20 protein-coding genes are annotated in these 22727 nt (G+C 36.7%); 5 read left to right on the top strand and 15 right to left on the bottom strand.

Annotated features, from left to right (window positions below):
* Positions 1-131 precede the first annotated feature (131 nt).
* Positions 132-1295 (top strand): PilT/PilU family type 4a pilus ATPase, encoded by a 1164-nt coding sequence (locus AC1M9C_RS13285; RefSeq protein ID WP_481953876.1) that lies wholly within the window; start codon positions 132-134, stop codon positions 1293-1295.
* 55 nt (positions 1296-1350) lie between these two features.
* On the opposite strand, the gene AC1M9C_RS13290 is transcribed toward AC1M9C_RS13285, so the two are convergent.
* The 6 genes from AC1M9C_RS13290 to AC1M9C_RS13315 form a co-directional block, all read right to left on the bottom strand.
* Complete coding sequence (locus AC1M9C_RS13290; RefSeq protein WP_481597092.1) at positions 1351-2526, bottom strand: MFS transporter; 1176 nt, start codon at positions 2524-2526, stop codon at positions 1351-1353.
* A gap of 196 nt (positions 2527-2722) precedes the next feature.
* The gene (gcvH, locus tag AC1M9C_RS13295; RefSeq protein ID WP_481953877.1) at positions 2723-3097 is read right to left on the bottom strand and encodes a glycine cleavage system protein GcvH; all 375 of its coding nucleotides are present in this window, start codon (positions 3095-3097) and stop codon (positions 2723-2725) included.
* A 68-nt stretch (positions 3098-3165) separates the two neighbouring features.
* Positions 3166-4197, bottom strand: a complete 1032-nt coding sequence (locus tag AC1M9C_RS13300) for an AraC family transcriptional regulator (protein WP_179997980.1) — start codon at positions 4195-4197, stop codon at positions 3166-3168.
* 116 nt (positions 4198-4313) lie between these two features.
* Positions 4314-4748 carry a MaoC family dehydratase gene (locus AC1M9C_RS13305; RefSeq protein WP_035267505.1) on the bottom strand — a complete coding sequence of 145 codons (435 nt, stop codon included), beginning with the start codon at positions 4746-4748 and terminating at the stop codon, positions 4314-4316.
* Complete coding sequence (locus AC1M9C_RS13310; RefSeq protein ID WP_481953878.1) at positions 4735-6600, bottom strand: ABC transporter ATP-binding protein; 1866 nt, start codon at positions 6598-6600, stop codon at positions 4735-4737. The genes AC1M9C_RS13305 and AC1M9C_RS13310 overlap by 14 nt, the downstream gene beginning before the upstream one ends.
* Positions 6601-6630: 30 nt before the next feature.
* The gene (locus AC1M9C_RS13315; RefSeq protein ID WP_481607331.1) at positions 6631-7872 is read right to left on the bottom strand and encodes a mechanosensitive ion channel family protein; all 1242 of its coding nucleotides are present in this window, start codon (positions 7870-7872) and stop codon (positions 6631-6633) included.
* 206 nt (positions 7873-8078) lie between these two features.
* Between AC1M9C_RS13315 and AC1M9C_RS13320 the strand changes: the two genes are divergently transcribed.
* Positions 8079-8405, top strand: coding sequence for a hypothetical protein (locus tag AC1M9C_RS13320; protein WP_481953879.1), 327 nt, complete (start codon positions 8079-8081; stop codon positions 8403-8405).
* Between the two features lie 31 nt (positions 8406-8436).
* Here the strand turns inward: AC1M9C_RS13320 and AC1M9C_RS13325 are convergent, their stop codons facing one another.
* The 6 genes from AC1M9C_RS13325 to AC1M9C_RS13350 form a co-directional block, all read right to left on the bottom strand.
* On the bottom strand, positions 8437-8973 hold the full coding sequence (locus tag AC1M9C_RS13325; protein WP_481953880.1) for a DUF2058 domain-containing protein: 537 nt from the start codon (positions 8971-8973) through the stop codon (positions 8437-8439).
* 12 nt (positions 8974-8985) lie between these two features.
* The gene (locus AC1M9C_RS13330; RefSeq protein WP_481951910.1) at positions 8986-9663 is read right to left on the bottom strand and encodes a YoaK family protein; all 678 of its coding nucleotides are present in this window, start codon (positions 9661-9663) and stop codon (positions 8986-8988) included.
* A 34-nt stretch (positions 9664-9697) separates the two neighbouring features.
* On the bottom strand, positions 9698-10900 hold the full coding sequence (gene sstT / locus AC1M9C_RS13335; protein ID WP_481590040.1) for a serine/threonine transporter SstT: 1203 nt from the start codon (positions 10898-10900) through the stop codon (positions 9698-9700).
* 162 nt (positions 10901-11062) lie between these two features.
* The gene (locus AC1M9C_RS13340) at positions 11063-12808 is read right to left on the bottom strand and encodes a SulP family inorganic anion transporter (RefSeq protein ID WP_481953881.1); all 1746 of its coding nucleotides are present in this window, start codon (positions 12806-12808) and stop codon (positions 11063-11065) included.
* Between the two features lie 115 nt (positions 12809-12923).
* Positions 12924-14336: an amidase gene (locus AC1M9C_RS13345; protein ID WP_481953882.1), complete on the bottom strand. Its 1413-nt coding sequence runs from the start codon at positions 14334-14336 to the stop codon at positions 12924-12926.
* Positions 14337-14524: 188 nt separating this feature from the next.
* On the bottom strand, positions 14525-15142 hold the full coding sequence (locus tag AC1M9C_RS13350; protein ID WP_481953883.1) for a hypothetical protein: 618 nt from the start codon (positions 15140-15142) through the stop codon (positions 14525-14527).
* Positions 15143-15627: 485 nt separating this feature from the next.
* On the opposite strand from AC1M9C_RS13350, the gene AC1M9C_RS13355 reads away from it, so the two are divergent.
* The gene (locus tag AC1M9C_RS13355; protein ID WP_481587925.1) at positions 15628-15864 is read left to right on the top strand and encodes a VF530 family protein; all 237 of its coding nucleotides are present in this window, start codon (positions 15628-15630) and stop codon (positions 15862-15864) included.
* A 207-nt stretch (positions 15865-16071) separates the two neighbouring features.
* On the top strand, positions 16072-16770 hold the full coding sequence (locus AC1M9C_RS13360) for a DUF1826 domain-containing protein (RefSeq protein WP_481587926.1): 699 nt from the start codon (positions 16072-16074) through the stop codon (positions 16768-16770).
* Positions 16771-16787: 17 nt separating this feature from the next.
* Here AC1M9C_RS13360 and zigA read toward each other — a convergent pair whose 3' ends face one another.
* Positions 16788-18008 carry a zinc metallochaperone GTPase ZigA gene (gene zigA, locus AC1M9C_RS13365; protein ID WP_481953884.1) on the bottom strand — a complete coding sequence of 407 codons (1221 nt, stop codon included), beginning with the start codon at positions 18006-18008 and terminating at the stop codon, positions 16788-16790.
* A gap of 250 nt (positions 18009-18258) precedes the next feature.
* Between zigA and AC1M9C_RS13370 the strand changes: the two genes are divergently transcribed.
* The gene (locus tag AC1M9C_RS13370; protein WP_481953885.1) at positions 18259-19404 is read left to right on the top strand and encodes an RICIN domain-containing protein; all 1146 of its coding nucleotides are present in this window, start codon (positions 18259-18261) and stop codon (positions 19402-19404) included.
* A gap of 853 nt (positions 19405-20257) precedes the next feature.
* On the opposite strand, the gene AC1M9C_RS13375 is transcribed toward AC1M9C_RS13370, so the two are convergent.
* The gene (locus tag AC1M9C_RS13375) at positions 20258-21037 is read right to left on the bottom strand and encodes a TorF family putative porin (protein ID WP_481953886.1); all 780 of its coding nucleotides are present in this window, start codon (positions 21035-21037) and stop codon (positions 20258-20260) included.
* 14 nt (positions 21038-21051) lie between these two features.
* Positions 21052-22719 carry a choline dehydrogenase gene (gene betA, locus AC1M9C_RS13380; RefSeq protein WP_481953887.1) on the bottom strand — a complete coding sequence of 556 codons (1668 nt, stop codon included), beginning with the start codon at positions 22717-22719 and terminating at the stop codon, positions 21052-21054.
* Between the last annotated feature and the right edge of the window lie 8 nt (positions 22720-22727).

A 22727-nucleotide genomic window follows, 5' to 3' on the forward strand; every position in this document is an offset into this window, starting at 1 on the left:
ATGGGTTCTTTTTTTTGCCTTTAAGATTTGAATGTTTGTTCAAAGCATTAAATATTTGATGAAACAGCTGAAATAACCTTATATTTCTATTAGTATTTTAAGTATTTAATATTTATAACTTGGGGAAATTAATGTTCAGTAATGAATTACTTAGCGAAGCTCGGCAATTCATGTTCAGATTGCTTAAAAGCGTTTTTGACCATGAGGGATCAGATTTATTTATTTCAGCTGATTTTCCTCCAAGTATGAAACATCAAGGTTCAATGAAGCCTTTAAGTTCTCAAGCTTTGACTGCAGAAAAAACAAAACTATTCGCTTATAGCTTAATGAATGAAAAACAAAGAGCAGAATTTGAGAGTGAATTAGAATGTAATTTTGCCATTAATGTCCCAGATGTATCGCGCTTTCGCGTGAATGTTTTTCAACAGCAACTTAATGTAGGGATGGTCATTCGTACCATTACCTCTGAAATTCCAAACTTTGAAAAGTTGAAATTACCAGAAACATTGAAAGATGTGGTAATGGAAAAGCGAGGTTTAATTCTAGTGGTTGGTGGCACTGGATCGGGTAAATCTACTTCACTTGCTGCCATGATTGATTACCGTAATGAGAACTCAGCAGGGCACATCATTACTGTAGAAGATCCAGTTGAATACGTGCATAAACATAAAAAATCAATGGTCACTCACCGAGAAGTCGGAGTGGACTGTCACTCATGGCATAATGCGCTTAAAAACACACTTCGTCAGGCACCAGATGTAATTTTAATTGGCGAAATCCGTGATACGGAGACCATGGAGCATGCGATCGCTTTTGCAGAGACTGGTCATCTGTGCTTAGGCACGTTGCATTCGAATAATGCCAATCAAACCTTAGATCGAATTATCAACTTTTTCCCTGAAGAACGGCGCAATCAGTTGCTTATGGATCTTTCATCAAATATGAAGGCCATTATTTCTCAACGTTTAGTTCGAACTGAAGATAGTGTCGGACGTAGAGCTGCTGTAGAAGTCATGCTAAATACACCTTTAGTTTCTGATTTGATTTTGAAAGGTAACTTTCATGAGTTGAAAGAAATTATGACCAAGTCGCGAGAACTTGGTATGCAAACATTTGACCAAGCATTATTTGATTTATATAACGAAGGTGCGATCAGTTATGATGAAGCCATTCGTAATGCTGACTCTAAAAATGAATTACGTCTACAGATTAAGCTAAAAAGTACACGCGTCCGAGAGAATGCTGAAACCTCTTCACAAACCTTCAGTATGTTTGATGAAGATGCAGAGAGCTAATTAAATAAAAAAGCCTTCATCTGAAGGCTTTTTTTTTGGACAAATTTTTAGCTCTCTAGAACGCTTTTACTTTAGTTTGAACAACGAAGCGGTAAAACAGCAAGCTTAATAGCGTCAAGATCGCGCATAATATATATGCAATCGAATACTGATAGTGTGTGATCACAATACCTAAAATAAAAGAACCTAATGCGATGCCAATATCGTAAAAGGTGTAAAAAGTTGAACTCGCATGTCCAACACGTTCACGTGCTACAGCTTGAATGGCTTGCGTTTGGAGACATGGCTGAGCAGACCCAAAGCCTATACCAATAAAGACAGCAGATATCAATAATCCGGCAGCAGAATGAATTTGGCTTAGAATGAATAGCCCAATGCTAAAGCTCACAATCGCTGGATAGACAACGTAGGCAGGACCCTTAGAGTCATATAACTTTCCTGTGAAGGGTCTTAGAAGCATCATGGAAATTGCAAAAACAGCAAAGAATAAGCTCGCATAGGTCAATAAATTTTTTGATTCAGCATATGTCGAGATAAAAGACATGATACTTGCATAAGAAAATGAGATGAGCATCGCCATCATCGCAACAGGTAAAGCTTTAATCTCAACAAAATCATGAACACTAATTTTTGTTTTGCGCTTAACAGTTTGAAATTGTGTCTGGATCGGAATCAAAAAGCAGAACAAATAACCAATAAAAACAATTGCAGCTAAAAGTGTAGCCACTGGAATATATCCCCATGGTTGAATGAGAATCAAGCCCAACATGGGTCCTAGTACAATGGCAAGATTGACTGACATGACAAAATAGCCCATGCCTTCACCTTTACGCTGATTTGGAATGAAGTCATTGACGATTGGTATCATAGCAGTGGTCAAAATACTGAACCAAATTCCTTGTAGTAACCGAATGACCAGTAATAGGGTTAGATTATCAGCAAAGATATAAGCGAAAGAGAGCAGTACAAAAAATGACTCAGAGATATAAAGTGCTTTTTTAAGCCCAATCTTCTCGATAATGAGACCGGTAAACGGTCGTATTGCGATCGATGAAGCTAGAAACAAAGTCAGTGCAAGCCCAGCTTGGGTAATATTACCATTTAAATCATTCAGAATATAAATTGGCAATATCGTTGTCTGAGCAAAATAGAAGATGAAAATAAATAAGTTATTAATTAGACACAGAATAAAAGATTTATTCCATAGATGCTCAGCATGTATAGAAGACATAGACAACCTTGAAATATTGAACCATTAAAAGCTTCAATCTGTGCCAAATAAAATTATTTTTGGTTTTGGTCAGCAATGAAGTAGGGAGAGAAGTTGAATTAATTATAATCAAATTACATGAAAATTACAGCAAAAAGTGAGCCATTCATCCGAAAATGTATAAATAAAAAACCAGTCCGTAGACTGGTCATAAATATCACAAACCTGATTCATAATCTGTATTTGAGAGAAGTTGTTCTACATCTCCCAAATTAGATGGTTTAATTTTGTAGATCCAGCCTTTGCCATAGGGATCATCATTTACAAAATCTGGATCATCTTCTAGATTTTCATTAATTTCTACAACTACACCACTTACAGGAGCATGAATATCAGAAGCTGTTTTCACAGACTCAACTACACCCGCTTGTTCACCAGCAGTCAACTCACGACCTACTTCAGGTGCTTCTACATAGACAAGATCACCCAATGCATCTTGTGCGTGATCTGAGATCCCAGTAACAACGAGATCACCTTCAATACGTACCCATTCGTGTGTGCGAGCATATTTAAGCTCTGAAGGATGATTCATCACGACTCCTCAATTCGATTTGAAAAATTTTCTTGTGTTATACAGTGTTTTATTTAAAAACGAAAGTTCTATAAATATGGATCTTTACGCCAACTGCTTGGACTTCGACCACTCCAACGTTTAAATGCACGACTGAAATTCGCAACATCTGAATAACCGAGTTCATCTGCGATTTGTTCAAGTGAATAGTCAGTACGTGACAGTAGGGAGGTTGCATGACGATATCGAACTTCATCCACTAAGGTTGAAAAAGAAGTTCCTTCTGCAGCCAACTGACGTTTCAGTGTACGATCAGACATATGCAGGCGATCTGCCACATTTTCAATACTTAAATAGTGCTGTTCAGAATGTGTCAAAATATCGCGAACACGCATTGAAATTCGACGGCGTTCTCCAAGCTCTGATAGTTCTGCTTCACACTGATTAATTGCAATTTGACTGGCAATCGGATCTGCGTTAACCATCTTCAAGCCTAAATAACTTTTATCGAAACTGGCAAGAAAATGAGTCTGGTCAAAATGAATAATCGTTTTGGGATGTAGACGACTGATGTATTTGTCAAAGCCTTCAGGTTTCGGGAAGTCAAAATTAATTTCGCCATACAAATCATTAATGCCTGTCAGTGCTTTTGCCATTGTAATGACACCAAAAGTCAAAGCCATGACAATTTCAGTTCTCAGCGGTTCAAGATCAATATCACATTGTAACTGCAAAGAAACTTGTTCTGTAAATGTCGAGAAATGAAATTGCAGAAAAGGCATACGCAGTTGTATAAAGCGATTGGCTAAAATAAGTGCATCAGTAATCTCATTCGAGGTCATAATGGCATAGCCAATAAAACCATGGATAGAAATCCGCATTTGGTTACCAAGATGATAACCAAGAGAACTTTCACCTGTCATTTTGCGCGCGAGAATAATCATCTCATTCGCTACATGTAGTGGAATTCTAAATTCAGGATCGGCAAGTTGCTCGTTGGTGAATCCAAAGGGAGCGAATAGCGACTCAGCACTATAACCCCAACGAGAAACAACATCTAAAAGTAAGAGTCCGTAAACACCTGGAATGCCTAAATCTGGGCGAACTGAAACTGTTTTCATGTGCGATCCATTGCTTTACACAATTTTTTTCATAATTTTTGGTGAAAATAATACTGACATAAATTCCAGATAGAAAATACCAATTTTGTCGGACAAATCTAGTGTGAAACCGATGTTTAAGCCTTAAAAACGACAATTTTTGTGGTTGAAATCAACAAAACATCACCATGCTGATTTTTTGTTTGTGTGACATAACTCACAATTCCGCGATCTAGCTTTGTTTTAGAAGGATTGATAGCAACAATTTCAACTTCTACATGCAAACGATCACCAGCACGAGCTGGTTTTGGCCATCTTAAGCTTGACTCTGAACCGATAAGCCCCTTGGCAATTGGAAAACATTCAGTCCAAAGACGCATGGTAATGGCTGACGTTTGCCAACCACTGGCTGCGATACCTTGAAAAATAGGATGATCTTTTGCGGCCTCTTCATCAGTATGAAAGACTTGAGGGTCATATTTTTGTGCAAATTCTTTAATTTCTTCGAGTGTTAACTCATATTCACGACTTTTAAACTGATCACCCACTTTTAAATCATCAAGATAAAGCATCTTCGTCTAATTCCTTGTCTTTCACTTTTTGTTCAACTAAAAATCCACCCGTTTGGCGTTGCCAAAGTTGGGCATAAATTCCATTCTGTTGGATCAGCTCATCGTGAGATCCTTGTTCTACGATATTTCCTTGATCCAAAACAATTAATCGATCCATTTGAGCAATGGTTGAAAGGCGGTGTGCAATTGCAATTACCGTTTTACCTTCCATCAAGTCATCAAGGCTTGCCTGAATCGCAGCCTCCACTTCTGAATCGAGTGCGCTGGTTGCTTCATCTAAAATCAAAATTGGAGCGTCTTTTAGGAATACCCGTGCAATTGCTATACGCTGTCTTTGCCCTCCAGATAATTTTACACCACGCTCACCAACATAAGCGTCATATCCTGTCTGACCACGTAGATCTGTAAGCTGTGGAATAAACTCTTCTGATCGAGCTTTACGGACAGCTTCATACATTTCTTCATCAGTCGCTTCAGGTCGACCATATTTAATATTCTCAGCAACACTTCGATGCAGCAAAGAAGTATCCTGCGTCACGAGAGCAATGTTTTTTCTTAAACTATCTTGGGTGACTTCATCAATCGCTTGACCATCGATATAAATTTTACCTTGTTGGGTTTGATAAAAATGAAGTAGTAGTTGGATCAGTGTCGATTTTCCAGCACCAGACCGACCGACAATTCCAATTTTTTCACCCGGTTTGATTTCTAAATTCAAGTGATTAATAACATTTTTTTGATTATAAGCAAAGCTCACATTATCAAATTTAATCGCACCAGAGTGTACCTCGAGTGGCAGTGCAGCTTCTTTGTCTTCAATTGCTATTGGTTTTGCTAGCGTGTTCATCCCATCTTGAATGGTACCAATATTTTCAAATAAGGCTGAAGTTTGCCACATCATAAAAGAAGCCATACTATTCAGCTTTAAAATCATGGCTGTCGTTGCGGCGATCACGCCGATGTTGGCTTCACCAATAAACCAAAGCAAAACTGCTGTACCTAAAACGCCAAAGAATAAAATTGCGGTCAGTAGATTAATGCTAATTTCATAAGCAGTTCCCAGACGCATCTGGGTATACACCGTTTTCATAAAAAGTTGCATAGACTCTTTGGCATATTGGCTTTCACGACCAGCATGTGCAAACAATTTTACTGTTTGTATATTTGTATAAGCATCAGTCACACGACCAGTCATCACCGCGCGTGCATCAGCCTGCTTTTTTGAAATTTTTCCAAGTCGCGGGATAAAGAAGGATGCCGAGCCAATGAATAAAATCAACCATGCCATAAGCGGAATAAGGAGTAGAGGGGAGACGTTTCCTAAAACCACACTGATGGTAATAAAATAAATCACCACATAAGTAACGATATCCCCCAAAATTACCCAAAATTCACGAACAGCAAGTGAAGTTTGCATGACTTTAGCTGACAATCGACCTGCAAAATCATTGTGAAAAAAGTCTAAACCTTGAAGAAGTAATAAGTTGTGAAAACGCCAACGCAAGCGCATTGGAAAGCTACTGAATAAAATCTGATGCCTTATGATTGATTGCAAACTTGCAAAGAAAATATTAGCAAGTAGAAAACCAGACAAAATCATTAAATTTGTTTGGTTATTTTCGAGAAAATTTTCAGGCGTCGATGCGGATAACCAATCAACTAAATGACCAATTTGGGAAAAGAAAATTGCTTCAAATGAAGCTGTTGCTGCAGTAAATAACACCAGCACCAAGAGATAACGCTTAACTCCTGATGCTGCTTGCCAAACAAATGGAAAAAATTTCTTCGGCAAGGGCTGATTTAAATCTTTGGATGGATATGGATCAACGAGTTTTTCAAACCACTGCAGCATACGATCAATCTTAATTCATCTAATCAAAACTCAGTTTACTGTGTCTTGAGGGATCTTGAAATCATTCCCAGAAGGAATCTGGAATATTTTTAATCCAAACTCAGGAAGAATCGCCAAAAGATGATCGAAAATATCGGATTGGATCGCCTCATAAGCCACCCATGCTGTCGTATTTGTAAAAGCATAAATTTCTATAGGCAAACCTTGACCTGTCGGTTGTAATTGACGGACGATTAAGGACTGATTTTGTGCAATACCTGGATGATTTTTTAAATAGTATTCAATATATGCGCGGAATGTTCCCAAATTGGTTAAACGACGTTGGTTATTGACCCCATTATTTGCATATTGCTGATTAAAGTTTTTTAACTCGGTTTGTTTCTCATCTAGGTATTTTTCTAGAATCAGAAATTCTTTGAGCTTGCTGTATTCCATTGCAGATAAGAAGTGAACACTATTTTGATCGATATAAAGTGCACGTTTAATCCGACGAACACCTTGTTCTTGCATACCTCGCCAGTTCTTAAAAGTATCTGTCACCAAACGATTGGTCGGAATAGTGGTATAGGTCTTGTCAAAGTTTTGTACGGTCACCGTATGTAATGACATATCAATGACATCGCCATCCGCATTTAAGGTTGGCATTTCAATCCAATCGCCAATCCGAACCATGTCATATGAAGAGATTTGAACTGAAGCCACTAAAGATAGAATTGTATTTTGGAAAACCAGCATCAGCACTGCTGCCATTGCCCCGAAACCTGCCAATAGCGTGAAAACATCTTTTTTAAGAAATGTTCCTATGACCATCAGTGCACAAACAACAAAAATAATCAGTTTAACTAACTGTAAATAACCCTTAATTGGCTTATTGTGTGATTTAGGATTACGTTGATAAATAATATTAAAAATGGTGAGAAGCTGACTAATTGCCAAGGCTATGGTTAAGAAAATGAAGGCTTGTGCAAACATCTGAATCAATGTAATGACTTTTTCAGACAGGTGCGGAACCGTCACTATTCCATTCATAATCACCAATGCTGGGACAATGTTTGCAATTCTTCGAATAACGCTATGTTCCGCTAAGACATCACTATAACTAAAACGTAGTTTACTAATAATTTTGCGAATACCACGGACGACCACTTGTTTAGCAATAAAATTTGCGATAAATGCAATGAGAATAAGAATGCTCAGAGAGGTCAACATCTCTAACCAAGGAAATTGATCTGACCATTCTTGGATTTGAGTTACAAAATTTAATCTGTCCAACTTGATCACCTCTAAATGAATTGGCATTAGCTTAATGGTTTAAGTTATTAAATTTATTAGAGTTAACGTTTATCAAACAGAATAGATTAAATAAATTACTTGAAATACATTTTATGAACTTCTATTTTAAATATAATTAATGTGAAATAAGTCACACTATAAAATTTCGTAGATTATCGTCATTACATTTTCAAATTATAAAACCCATGTTTAAATCTAATTTAATCTTTTTTATATCGATCTCTCTGTGTTCTTTGCTTTTTGCGAAAGCTCCTCAAAGAAGCATTATTGAACTTGCTCATTTTCAGCAATTAGAAAATGAAAAAATAATGCGAGAAAGTCAATCCATTGATTTTTTTGAGCTCTCCAAAATACCATCGATTGAAAAAAAATCGAATCAGAGAATAGAAGACGAGCGCAGAAAATTGATAGACTCATCTCGTGATGATTGGAAGCAGCAATATGACTCAAAGCAACTTAATCGTGAATTTATACTTGCTGCACCGCAATCTGAATCACATATAAAGCGTTAAAAAAGCCTAATAAATTAGGCTTTAGAGAGATTTACCACATTAAATCATCTGGAATAACATAAGCTGCATATGGATCTTCCTCATCCGTAATAGCCTCATTTTTCTCAGCATTATTCACAATAATAAATCCTTCGACTTTTTCATTAATCCGCTCAGATAACGCTCTTGGTAGAACAGCATAACCTGTTTGATCTTTGGCGATAACTAATGTGCCTGCCACGAGTGCATTGTAAACTTGTTGATTAATATAAATTTTCTTAATTTTATTTTCATCAACGAACTGGTAGCTGATTTCACCATCAATATCTTTGATTTTATGTTGACCAATCATTTGCACTACTGCTGCACGTAATGCTTTTTCATCTTGCTGGCGTTTGATTTCAAGATTAAGATTCTGATCTTTTTCTAGTTTTTGTTTTAAATCTTGTTCAATTTTAGCTTTAATCTCAGCTTCGTTGCTTTGACCCGTGCGTTGCTCATGCACAGCTTGTTTAGAAAGTTTTTTAGCCTTTTTTTGATCGACTAAACCAGCTTTGAGCAATTGTGCTTGCAAGGCATTTTTTACCATGAGTAATACCAACTACGATTTTTGAAAATAACAATGACGGAAATATAAAATCCAATAGATCAGGGTCAGTAAAAAACTTAAACCTGCAGGAATTAAAAACGCTTCTAATTGTAAATAAGGATAGCTGAATGCCGCAACAGTACTGCCAATAATAAAACCAAATAAAATCACTAAATGCAAAATAACTTTTCTGGATTCCGTTGTAAGACCTCTTACAAAATACCCAAATGCTAAACCAAGATCGGTTAAGACACCAGAAAGGTGAGTCGTGCGTATAATCGCACCTTTATAATGACTTACCATGGCATTTTGTACACCCATCGCACAACATGCCCATAGCAGTGCATAACGAGGATAATAGGGAATAAATACCCAACAGAGCAGAATAAAAAAAGTCACTAAACTCAATGGTAGACCATATCTGCGTCCAAGTTTAAATTGACTATTCCCCAATATCAGACCGCTAAAACTAGAGCCTAAAACATAGCTCAAGATAATAAGAATCAGAAAAATTACAGCTTTGAAATCATGGTCAATAAGACCGATGGCAAGCAAACTTGCATTGCCTGTCATGTGCGAAACTGACTGATGTAATAAAGAAATGAGACCCAAAACGTTGATCATGCCTGCATTTACTGCAAGCATGAAAGCCCCAAATTGTACCCAGTTTGGAAGGAATTGAAATGGCATATCTTTCATTCTAAAAGTTTATGCCATGAATATATTATTTTGAAGGAGCGCGATCAACCGCAGCAGTAAACAATACATCTGTAGATGAGTTGAGGGCTGTTTCAGTTGAATCTTGTAGAACACTGATCACCATACCTATTGCTACGACTTGCATAGCCACATCAGGTGAAATATTGAATAGCCCACAAGCGACAGGAATCAATAACAGTGAACCACCTGCTACACCAGAAGCCCCGCAAGCAGAAACTGTAGCCACAACAGAAAGAACAAGCATCGTGGTAAAGTCAACAGAAATACCAAGTGTATTCACCGCTGCTAATGTTAATACGGTAATCGTTACTGATGCGCCCGCCATATTAATTGCAGCACCCAACGGGATTGCTACACTCGCTGTCGATTCATTCACGCCCAAACGCTTGGCAAGATCCAAGTTCACCGGAATATTTGCTGCTGAACTACGGGTGAAAAATGCGGTGATCCCACTTTCACGTAGACATTGAATAACCAATGGATAAGGATTTGAACGCGTAACAAATGCCACCATAATTGGGTTAATTACAAGTGCAACAAAGAACATAGTCCCTAATAGAACAGACAATAATTGTGCATAACTTGCTAAGGTTTTAAGACCTGCATCTGCAAAAGTAACAGCAACAAGTCCAAAAATACCGAAAGGTGCAAAACTGATGACAAGACGAATCACGTGATTCACGGCATTCGCAGCATCCGTCAGACACTGTTTTGTGGTGTCTGTGGCATGACGAAATGCTATACCCAGTGCAACAGCCCAACCCAAAATCCCAATAAAGTTTGCTTCACTTAATGCAACGATAGGATTCGCAACAAAACTGAGTAATAAATTTTTAAGAATTTCAGTCAAGCTGCCAGGTGGTTGTAAATCAGCTTGCGCAGCGACATCTAAGAAAAGAGTGCTTGGAAATAAATTACTCACAATGACAGCAGTTAACGCAGATAAAAACATACCTACGGCATACATCATCATAATGGGTTTGATTTTCGCACTGCTGCTATCACCAACTTTAAAGTTTGCAATCGAAGAAAGGACCAAAACAAAAACAAGAATTGGTGCAACAGATTTAAGGGCTTTAATAAATAAATCACCCAGCAAGCTTAATTGTGGTGCAACTTGAGGAAAAAATATAGCCACCAAAACGCCAAGAATAATGGCGATAATGATTTTGGTGACTAAACTCAAACGTGCTAGAGCAGTGAACATAACTGAACCTAATAATGCCGAGTCTGGCTTAAAATCGGATAAATAAGTGGGGTATTCTATACTTAAAAATGATTTTAAATATAAAACTTATTCATAATAAAAATTAAGTGAATCAAATCACTGGATTTTTTTTGATAATTCTTACTTAAGAATATCAAATTCTTATGCAAAAGATGATTTATTTTGGCTGAAATGCGGGTCTAATTCATATACTGCTTGGAAATGAGTGAGGTATATTTTACCAGTCAGATGTTGTATCCAGTTGGTTGAATTTAAGCGATCCATAACAGGACCTTTGACTTCGCTTAAGTGTAGTTGAATATTGAGTTTAGATAACTCAGAATTCATTTCCTCAAGAGTCTCTAAAGCTGAGTAGTCAATATTACTGATACTGGAACAGTTAATGACAACATGTTGAAGCTCATCATGTTGGCTAACTTCTGAAATAATAAATTCCTTCAGGGTGTTTGCATTGAGAAAACTCAAATTTTCATCAATTCTCACCGAAACGAGCCTTTTACTGGTAATAACCTGGTGTCTTGAAATATTTCTAAAATGCTGCGTACCTTCAACGAGACCAATCACTGCAATATGTGGACGACTAATTCTCCATAACAGCAACACAAATGTTGAAATAATACCCACCATTAAGCCTGTTGTAATATCTACACACAGCACCCCTAAAAATGTAAGAGCCATTGCCAAACCATCTGCTTTGGAATATTTCCAAGCCTCTATAAAGGGTTTAATTTCAACAAGTTTCCATATCGACACAATGATTGTTGCAGCCAATACTCCTAAAGGTAAATATTCAAATAGGCTTGTAAAATATAGACTGACCACAATAATAAGTAGGGAGGATAAAACGCCAGCCATAGGTGTTTTTGCACCAGCATCAGCATTGACCACTGTGCGTGATAAGCTACCAGTGACAGGAAATGCGCCACTAATTCCAGCGCCAAAATTTGCAACACCGAGTGCAACAAGCTCTTGATTACTGTTCAAATTACTACGTGATTGAAAAGCCGTAGCTTGCGCGATCGAAATAGATTCAACGAAACTCACCATAGCGATCATTGCTGCACCAGGAAGCAGTATTTTCACCATGTCCCAAGTCCAGTACGGCATTTGAATAGGGGGTAATCCACTTGGAATTTCACCTACTGTCTTAATTCCATAGGCAGTTAAATTAAAGGATTGAACCAGTAAGATTGAAAATAGCACTAAGCATAACGGTAATGCTTTTTGTACAAATTGCATTAATTTTTGATGATTTGAAAATGCTGAAATTTTAAGTAATTGAGGTAAATAAATGAGCGCTAAAATTGAAGCTAAACCCAAAGATAAGCTGGCCAAATCATATAAAGAAATGTATTGAGCCAAACTTGCAAAAAATTCGATTAAATTGCTGGATTGCAATGGAATATTAAGAATAAATTTTATTTGACCTAACGCAATTAAGACGGCAGAAGCAATGATAAAACTCTTAATCACAGGATGGCTTATGAGACGAATCAAAAAACCAAATCTAAACAGTCCCAATAAAAATGAAATTATGCCAACCATTACTGCTAGCAAATAGGCAGCTTGGATATAGACTGGTGAACCCACTTCATATAATGGCTGTAGCGTGGCAAAAGTCATCATAGAGATTAATGCAACTGGACCAATTGAAAGGGTAGTACTCCCTCCAATCAATGCATAAGCAATCATAGGGATAATACTGGCATATAAGCCCATAATTGGAGGTAAGCCTGCAATCATGGCATATGCCATACCTTGTGGTACAAGCATTGCAAGCACGATCACAGATGCAAGAAAATCAGATTTAAAATCTTGAGTATTGTATTTTTTTAACCATTTCCAAGCTGGGATGATTCGTTCCACAGAATGCTTCGTTAAATCCATACAAATCTCTAAATCACATTTATGTATATATTATGCATAAAAAGTGATAAACAAGCACTGAGTATTGTTGATAAGGATCATCAAGAATTTGATTAATGATCCTTAATGTATGATTTTAATCATATATTTTTTTAAAAGGTTGTATCTGTTCAAGCTGATAAGCGAGATTTATCAGTAAACGCTCTTGTCCCAAATCAGCAGAAAGCTGAATACCTATCGGTCTTGAATCTAATTTGGTCATACCCATCGGCAATGATATCGCTGGAGCACCTGCGATATTTTGAATAGGTGTGAATGCCACATAATTCCTTAAACGCTCAAATAAAACATCAAATTCGAGTTGAGGTGAAAGATATCCAATTTGAGGCGAAACATGCGCTAAAACTGGCGAAAGGATGACATCATATTGTTGGAAGATTTGTTGATAGATGCGCTGGATTTGCTTTAAACGGTATAAAAATAAAGGGGTTTTATAGAAATTTTTCTTGTACAAGTTTGCAAGCCCAACTGTTAGATGATCTAACTCATTCACGTTAAAATCTTTGCGAAGTAGCGGTTTTCCAAACTGTTGAATCATAAATGATAAAAAACCCCAATAGTGGCTGAAATCATCTACAAACGAATCTGGAATAGGAAGTGAAAATTCTTCAATATGATGACCTAAATTCCTGAGTAATTGAGCAGTAGACTCAACAGTTTGACGGGTCTCAGCATCAATATTGGTTTGCAATGAATCATAAACAAGACCAATCCGTAAAGGTTTGCTGGATGGATGCAGGATTAAGCCAATTTCGGGTAATTTTTTTGGCTTATATTGTTTTTCCATTTCAGCAAAGAAAAACGCGGTATCCCGCACAGAACGTGTTAAAACACCATCTGAAACAAGGTCAATTGGTAAATACTGCGAACCTTCATTTGGATACCAACGACCACGTGTCGGCTTTAAACCGACTAAACCGCAATTTGCTGCAGGAATTCGTATCGAACCACCACCATCATTTGCATGTGCAATTGGTACTACGCCTGATGCAACGAGTGCCGCAGCTCCACCTGAAGAAGCTCCACACGAATAATCAGTATGCCAAGGATTGCGTGTGTAATCCCCAGACTTAAATTCTGTTGAAGCATTTAAGCCAAATTCAGGCATTTTAGATTTACCCAGTGCAATTAAGCCTGTATCTAACATTTGTTGAGTAATTTTAGAATTTTTGATCTTTTCCTTGGATTTGAACGATGTTGATCCTTGTTGCGTAGGAAAACCAATAAGATCCAGATTATCCTTAATAAATGTAGGGATTGCAGAAAAAATCTGATTTGGTTTAAAAGTAGGCGATTTAAGTATTTGGTCAAAGTTTTCGAATTCAATTGCATTTAGCAGAGGATTTACGAATTTTGCGCGTTCAATCGTAGCTCTTAAAACTTCATCAATTGAGATGTCTTTAGATTGAATTCTGTTTGAGAGCTCAATCGCATCACTTGTACCTAATATATCATCCGTGAAAGCATGAATTCTTTTTTGATTATCCATAATCGATTTTCTTTAAAATTGACTAAGCATATGTATACACATGAAATATTGATTTGTCGATTGACCAGAGATTGATTCGCCATAATTTCGCATAATGTATATTATGTTAAATAAGATCTCTGAGACTAGTAGCCTACACAACACTGTATGTAGCTACAGCTCAGTACCGTGATGATCTTAAATTTTTATTATGGGATATCAAAAATAGACTGCCAGTTGCCTGGCCCACCATTAGAAAAAGATGTACCTTCTTCTCCATCCCAAGACCCAATAAAGTCTTCGGTCATACCTTCTGTCATCGTGTAATGTAAAGATGTAGGATAAGGCATTTTTCTTTTTAAATAATTTAATCTATAGTAATCATATTGATCAGGAAATTCATGATCATCGATCGAAACTAAAACTAAATTGGCAATATCTCCATCATTAACAATAAATGTCTTAGGATCAGCATTCATAGTAATTGCTTTCTTAAGTAATTCAGAATTGAATTGAGCAACTTCAGCAAGAATAGTTAATAATTGTTCTAGGTCATGCTCTCTAGAAATATTTTGATCACCAGTTGATGGAATTCTATAAGAAATAAGTTCTCGTTGAGCTTTTAATTTTAATGTCACAGACTTTAAACTCTCAGCCATAGGAGAGTTAAATCGTTTTAGCCAATCAAACGCAGAGTTGATAGCATCTTTATGAGAAATAGTAATAAGTTCCCCATTATTCCACTTTTTATCTGGTAGTGTGTAAGCAACTGCTCTTGTTAGCGATAAAGCTGCATAATATTCAAAATATGGAGTTGCTAAACGCATGCCATTTTCTTCAGAAAAATTTAGCGCATTCAAAATTACTGTAGCATTCAATATCATTTTTGATGCAAGATAATGTCGGCAAACCCATTCTGAGTTTAAGTCAGGATTCCATTGTTTTGCTAAATCATTTTCATAAAGTGTAAAGATACTTTTTTTACACTACCAAGCTTAGCTTTATCACATAAACTAAATAGTTCTCGATAAGAATATTCTAAATCCATTTTTACCTTAATTTTTCGTCATTCTGAAGTCACACAACTTCAATTTATGTTAAATAGGATATCTTTAACAGCGCACCAATACTAGATATTGTCTTGTTACATGGCATAAAACAACGAATGATTAGAATTCACATTAGAAAAAAAATTTAAAACCAAAACACAATCTGTCATTATCGATGGTTCATTGAGTATAGAAAGCAACGTTCTTAATTTTTGACTGGCTCAGGTTATAATACCCATCTTACACAATTCAGTTGATCAATTATGAACACATCCAATGACCCTTTACATGGCAAAAAACTTGCTGACATTTTAGATGAGTTATTGGATTACTACGGAGGCTTTGAAGGATTAAGTCGTAAAATTGAAATTCGTTGTTTTTGCATCGACCCGAGTGTTAAATCATCTTTACGATTTCTACGAACTACACCATGGGCACGTGAAAAAGTTGAAAGCTTATATTTGTTTGTTCTCCGTCAAAAAGCTAAACAGAAATTGTAGCCAACAAAAAACTTAAGCTATGTTTAGCTTTTTACACCCAATTGTAGAATAGCCTTAATGCGTATCTATCGTTATTGTTGACAGTGTGTAGTTATGGGTGGAAGCCCCACTCTCCTACTACATAGGACAACGATCAATCATCTAAATCCAGTCTTATCAAGTCTAGAGCTAAAAGCTATAATATGTTTTTAAAAAGTTTTAGATCATATGCTCGAACTCATTCACTCATATCCTCAAGCCAAATTGGTGAATACTTTCCAAGCATTAGCGAATGAAGTTTTTGAAGACCCTATCAATGCTTTATGTTGGTATAGGCATTTAGACTTCAATTTCGAAGAAATCGTTAGAAAACTTACACTCATAGAAGATATTACTGAAATTACCATCGCTCAATTAGAGCAACTCAAACTTTCAGACTCTGCAAGCAAAGCGAGAGACATTATTATTAATGATGTAACGTTGCTCACCGAATTGGGCGCATCGCCGTCTTTAAACTTAATTAAGCAATATCAGCGTGATGAAGAATTGGATTTTATCAGCACTGATGTATATTCTTTTCATGTAGATCGATCGCCATTAGCAACGGATACATATTTGTGTACCTATTACGGGGTGGCTAGCGATATTATTTCCAATGAACAGGTTGAACAAAAAATTCTAATCCCAGAAATCCGTCAAAAAATTAAATCATTGTTTGATGGCGAAGACCATGAGTTTGACGATTTTCTTGAAGAGACCTATATGGATCTTCACTATCAACCTAAAAATGGTGCAACACCTTTAAATTTAGGAATTGGTCATCTCTGGCGTTTGGCTGTAGATCATCCTGATCAGAAAGCACTTCCTTGTGTTCACCGTGCTCCAAAAGAAAATGCAGGAGAACTCAGATTACTCTTAATTTGTTAAGGAATTCCTTGCTCAATTTAGGCGAGTAATTCTTTTTCAGCTTCAAATGGATTAAAGAAATTACACCAAACGATTGGTCCTAAACTCATCTCCGAATCAGTAAGTAAACATTGATCAAAATTTTGGATTAATTGCTCTTTATCCATCTCTTGTCCAATTAAAACAATTTCCTGTCTGGCATCACCCGTTTCTGGATGCCAACTCGATTCAATTTCCTGAATAGATTGCGTATCTTGTGGCCATTCCTCTTGTGGTACCGAAGCCCACCAATATCCTGCTTGACCATGCCGAGCCATACCTCCAGCTTGTGACCAAGCCATAGCCATTGTTGGTTCCGCAGCAAGCCAAAAAAATCCTTTTGAGCGTATAACACCTTTCCATTCTGAATGAATAAAATTGTAAAAACGTTGTGGGTGAAAGGGTCTTCTTGCTCTATATACGAAACTTTCGATTCCATATTCTTCAGTTTCAGGCTTATGCTCTCCTCTCAACTCTTTTAACCAACCAGGTGCTTGTGAGGCTTCATCAAAATTAAAAAGCTGTGTGTTGAGTATTCTATCGAGTTCAACCTGACCAAATGTTGATGACTCAATTTTTGCTCTAGGGTTAAGCTTTTTGAGAATCGCATAAAGTTGGGACTTCTGATGCTCATCGATTAAATCAGTTTTGTTTAGAATAATAACATCACAAAATTCGATTTGATCTATCAGTAAATCCACAACAGTACGTTGGTCAAATTCTCCAAGTGATTCGCCACGCTCATGAAGAAGATCATATGAACGATAATCACGTAAAAAATTGAATGCATCGACTACGGTCACCATGGTATCTAAACGAGCGTACTCATTTAGAGATACGCCGTCTTCATCTTCAAACGTAAATGTTTCGGCTACAGGTAGAGGCTCTGATATTCCGGTAGATTCAATGACGAGTTGATCAAATTTTTTCTCTTCCGCTAATCGTCTTACTTCTACTAATAAATCTTCTCTCAAAGTACAGCAAATACATCCATTACTCATTTCAACGAGTTTTTCTTCCGTTCGTGATAATTCCGCCCCACCTTCTCTGACTAAAGCCGCATCAATATTGACTTCTGACATATCGTTCACAATTACTGCGACACGTTTTCCTTCTCTATTATTTAAAATATGATTTAAAAGTGTGGTTTTTCCTGCACCAAGAAATCCAGATAGCACAGTGACAGGTAATTTATACGGTTGTGAAGAATCAATATTCATGGTGAGTTACTCGTTTTCATGTTCAACCACATCATTTGATCGCTTATTGCAATCAATGAATGATCTTGATTTTTGATGTAACTAAATCATAATTGTTATGTTATAACATTTCAACATGTTTAATGTTTAGTTAAACTTAAATAAATAAATTTTATTTATAGTGATTCTAAATTGTATTCATCACTGTAGAATCATAAGTAAAACTAAAGAATCTATGTCTTAATTTTTATAATCATATGAGCATATAACAATGAATTTAATCAATCTTATTATTCGTACCACTTTAAGTACTTCTGTGTTACTTGGAGTTTCAAATGCGTATGCCGTGGTTGCAGGCGGAATGGTTTCGACTGACTACCATTGGAACAATATTCCTGCTAATGGCTTTGCAACACTCGAAAATAAAATCATCATTACCAATGAGCCAGGAAATGATGGTAATACATTTTGGGCCAATCAATTTTCATTAAAAAATGGAAATATCGGTTATGTTGGATTACAGCAACGAAGCAATGATGAGAAGTATTTAAATTTCTCAATCTGGAAAACGACATCTTGGAAATCAGGATACCCTGCGTATTGCAGACAATTTGATCATGAAGGTGATGGCGTTCAATGTGACTTACCTTATGAATGGAAAGAAGGCACGAAATATAATTTTAAGATTGTGAAAAATAATGACAGTACAGTCTCAGCTTTTGTTAAAGACATGAGTACTGGTAAACAACTTGAAATTGCAAAAATCAATGTGCCGCAGACCTGGGGTGGTTTTGATAGTTTAGCTACATTTACCGAAAATTTCAGACAGCACCAACAACCCAACGGTATTTATGGCTATAACAGTTGTAATGATGTTCATACATCTGTTTCAGCGACCTATCCTGCAATAGCAAACTCTTCAATTAAGTCTAAATCACAAACGACTAAAACTTATGGAAATTGTGTACAAGTGGCATCAGCGCATTGCACGGATGATTCTACTTGCATTTCTACTGTAAATAATGCCAATTACACCCAGCAAAAACCTTTCATTTTGAAAAATGGTGCACGAGGTTTTTGTGCAGATAGCTTGAATGGTGGTCAACAAATGGGATTGTATTCATGTGATCCCAACAACGGTAATCAACGTCTGAGTACGGATCACACCCATCGCTTATATTTAACTCATCGGGATGCGTGTTTGATGGGCGATGTTAAAGATAATTTCGTTAAAGTTGCGCCGTGCAATAATGATAGTAGTCAACGATGGATGTATAGTCGCCACACAAGCCAATATATCAACTTAAAAACAGGTCTATGCCTTGATGCCGCTGATGGTGCAAATAGTATGGCACGCCTACAAATGATTGGATGTCAAAGCAATAATTCATATCAAACCTGGAAAATTACACGTTAACTTATTAAATTCAGAGCTTTAGCATTTAAAGCTCTGAATTTTAATGCTGAAATTTTAATTTTTTGCTTTCTTTGAGTGACTCGTACTAATTTTAGTACAATTTGATATCTAAATTAGAGATTTTACTCATAGATAAGCCAGCTCACTCAGGTTAAAAGCATTCTTAATACTGGCTCAAAAAGCGAAATAAGTTCAATGATTTTAGGGAGATATTTGTCTAAGGTATATTTGTAATATTGATGACAGCAATAAAATAAAAACAATTAACACTATTTTTCATAAATCTTTGCTATTTTTCCGATAGCACCGTTAAGGATGAGAAAAATATTCTTCAAAATATTAAAACTTAATAAATGAGATTAGACGTTTAGTTGTTTATCTCTGAAGATAGAAATCAAAAGCCCTTTTTTAATATTGGAGAGAATCAAATTCTAACCTTATGTTTAATATGAACATTCATAGTTCTATTTTTCAATGCATTGCCCTCACTAGTTATAAGTTATGAGTATCTAGTTGATTTATGAATTTGGCTGAAATGATTGAGTACTTGAGTATAGTCATCTATGTAACCTCAAAAAACCTTAGTGAACTTTTTTCACAACAACTATTTCTAAATAGATCCTTGAAAAATTTTGCGTAAAATTTTACTCTCCTCGTGACATTCATGACCTTATTTTGGTCAATCCTCACTTCTATTACTCATTAAATAAATACTAAGTTGATAGGTTTTTTTAATAATCTTTGATATGTCGAGATTTTATTTATTAATGAGTGTAATTTTTTAAATTACACTTTTGCTTAGGCTATTTTGGTATTCAAAATTTAAGCCTAAGCATTTGAAGATTTTCTTAAATTAGAAACTATAGGTGAAAGCCACTACACCTAAATTTTTCTGTTTTTCGTTATAGCGGTTCTTACCACCAAAAATATATTGTCCACTCAATCCGAGTTCTGGTGTCAAGGCATAATCTAGCCCGATAGATGAGAAGCGATAAGCAAATTCTCGTTTTGTATCACCGAGCTCTAGACCTTCATATTTCCCATTATCATTAAAATAGCTCGCTGCAGCACTTGCTGTAGCAGATAATTTATCATTGAGTTGGTGGGTATATATTAGGTTTAGATAAGTATCCCCTTGGTTTGCATACACGACATCATATGTATATGCAGATAAACTGGTTGATAAAGAGTTTTTATCATTGAATTGGTGTGAGGCAGTTACTCCCATTTCATTTGAAGTTGTATTTGACGCGTTCGGATAGAAATAAGTGGCACTCCAAATATTCCAATTTGTCCTACCAGTATCAAAACTGTAGCCGACAATAAAGTCGTGCTCTAATTTATCAGTTTTACGGCGCTTATCACCTTGAAGTTCAGCATAAGAGTAGCCTAGTGTAGACCCCCAATACCCGACATAGAAGTTGTTATAACTGAGGTTTAGACCTATTTGAATTGCGAGGTCATCATTTTCTGGTGCATTTGTTAAACCACGTGAAATGTATTTGGAGGATAATGTGACATATCCATCAAATTGAATTGGTGAATTTGTTTCTTGATTCGTAGAATTTGCATAACTGGGTAAAATAATAAAGCTAGCAGTGCTCAACAGCACTGCTTGAGTCGTTTTAATCATCATAAAATTTATAATTAAGAAAATGAGGGTGAAGTTTCTGCACGATAAAATGGTGCATCTGAAGGGGTTAAAGCAGGTCGATTACGAATGTGATCTGCAATCTTCTCGGCCATCATGATCGTCGTTGCATTGAGATTACCAGTAATAATCAGCGGCATGATAGAAGCGTCGACCACTCGCAACCCATCTATTTCATGGACACGACCGTAACCATCTACAACAGCTAAATCATCTTCACCCATTTTACAGCTACACGAAGGATGATACGCTGTTTCTGCATGATTTTTTACAAATTCATCAATTTGCTGATCTGTTTTTAATGCTGAACCTGGACTGATTTCTCTACCTCGGTACTGATCTAATGCAGGCTGATGCATAATTTCTCGTGTAATTCTCACTGCATCACGGAATTCGCGCCAATCTTGTTCAGTGCTCATGTAGTTAAATAAAATGCTCGGATGATCAAAAGGATTTTTCGAGGTTAAGCGAATTCTTCCTCTTGACGGCGATCGCATAGATCCAACATGTGCTTGAAAACCATGTTCATTGATTGCATTGGTACCATTGTAGTTAATTGCAATTGGTAAAAAGTGATACTGGAGATTCGGCCACTCAAACTCCACACTAGAGCGAATGAATCCACCTGCTTCAAACTGATTGCTTGCGCCAATTCCTTTACCCAAAAACAGCCATTCAGCGCCAATTTTAGGTTGGTTATACCATTTTAATGCAGGGTAAAGACTGACGGGCTTCTTACATTGGTATTGAAGATACATTTCTAAATGATCTTGCAGATTTTCACCCACTCCCGGTAAATCTTGCACAACCTTTACATCCAGTGACTCTAATAATGACTTAGCTCCTACCCCTGAACGCTGTAAAATTTGAGGTGATGCAATAGCACCTGCGCACAGCAATACTTCTCGCTCAGCATAGACCTTGTGTAAATTAGTTGCATCTTGACCAAGAATGTATTCAACACCGATAGCTTGTTTTTTTTCAAATAAGATTCGATTGGTTGTGGCATGCGTAATAATCGTTAAATTCTGACGACCTTTAGCCATATCTAAATAGCCACGAGCGGTACTGGAACGTCTGCCTTGAGGTGTCACCGTACGATCCATTGGACCAAAGCCTTCTTGTTGGTATCCATTTAAATCATCCGTACGTGGATATCCAGCTTGCACACCCGCTTCAACCATTGCATGAAATAACTCATTATTGTCTGACTTTGGCGTAGCAACACTTACTGGGCCTTGATCACCGTGATATTCATTTGCACCAATATCTCTAGACTCTGCTTTTTTATAGTAAGGTAAACATTCAGCATAGCGCCAATGACTGAGTCCTTTCATTTGAGACCATTGTTCTAAATCCATGGCATTCCCACGGATATAACACATACCGTTAATTAATGATGAACCACCTAAACCTTTACCACGTCCACATTCCATACGGCGGTTATTCATATGTGGTTCTGGATCGGTCAAATATGCCCAATTATAACGTCGACCTTGTAAAGGATAAGCCAAAGCAGCAGGCATTTGAGTTCTAAAATCTAAACGGTAGTCAGGGCCACCCGCTTCAAGGAGCAGAACTTTAATATCTGGATCTTCGGTGAGTCTCGCTGCAAGTACATTCCCAGCAGAACCTGCACCTATGATAATGTAATCATATGTCATAGTGTTCT

The organism is Acinetobacter sp. 24-47-39 (genome assembly GCF_056783825.1).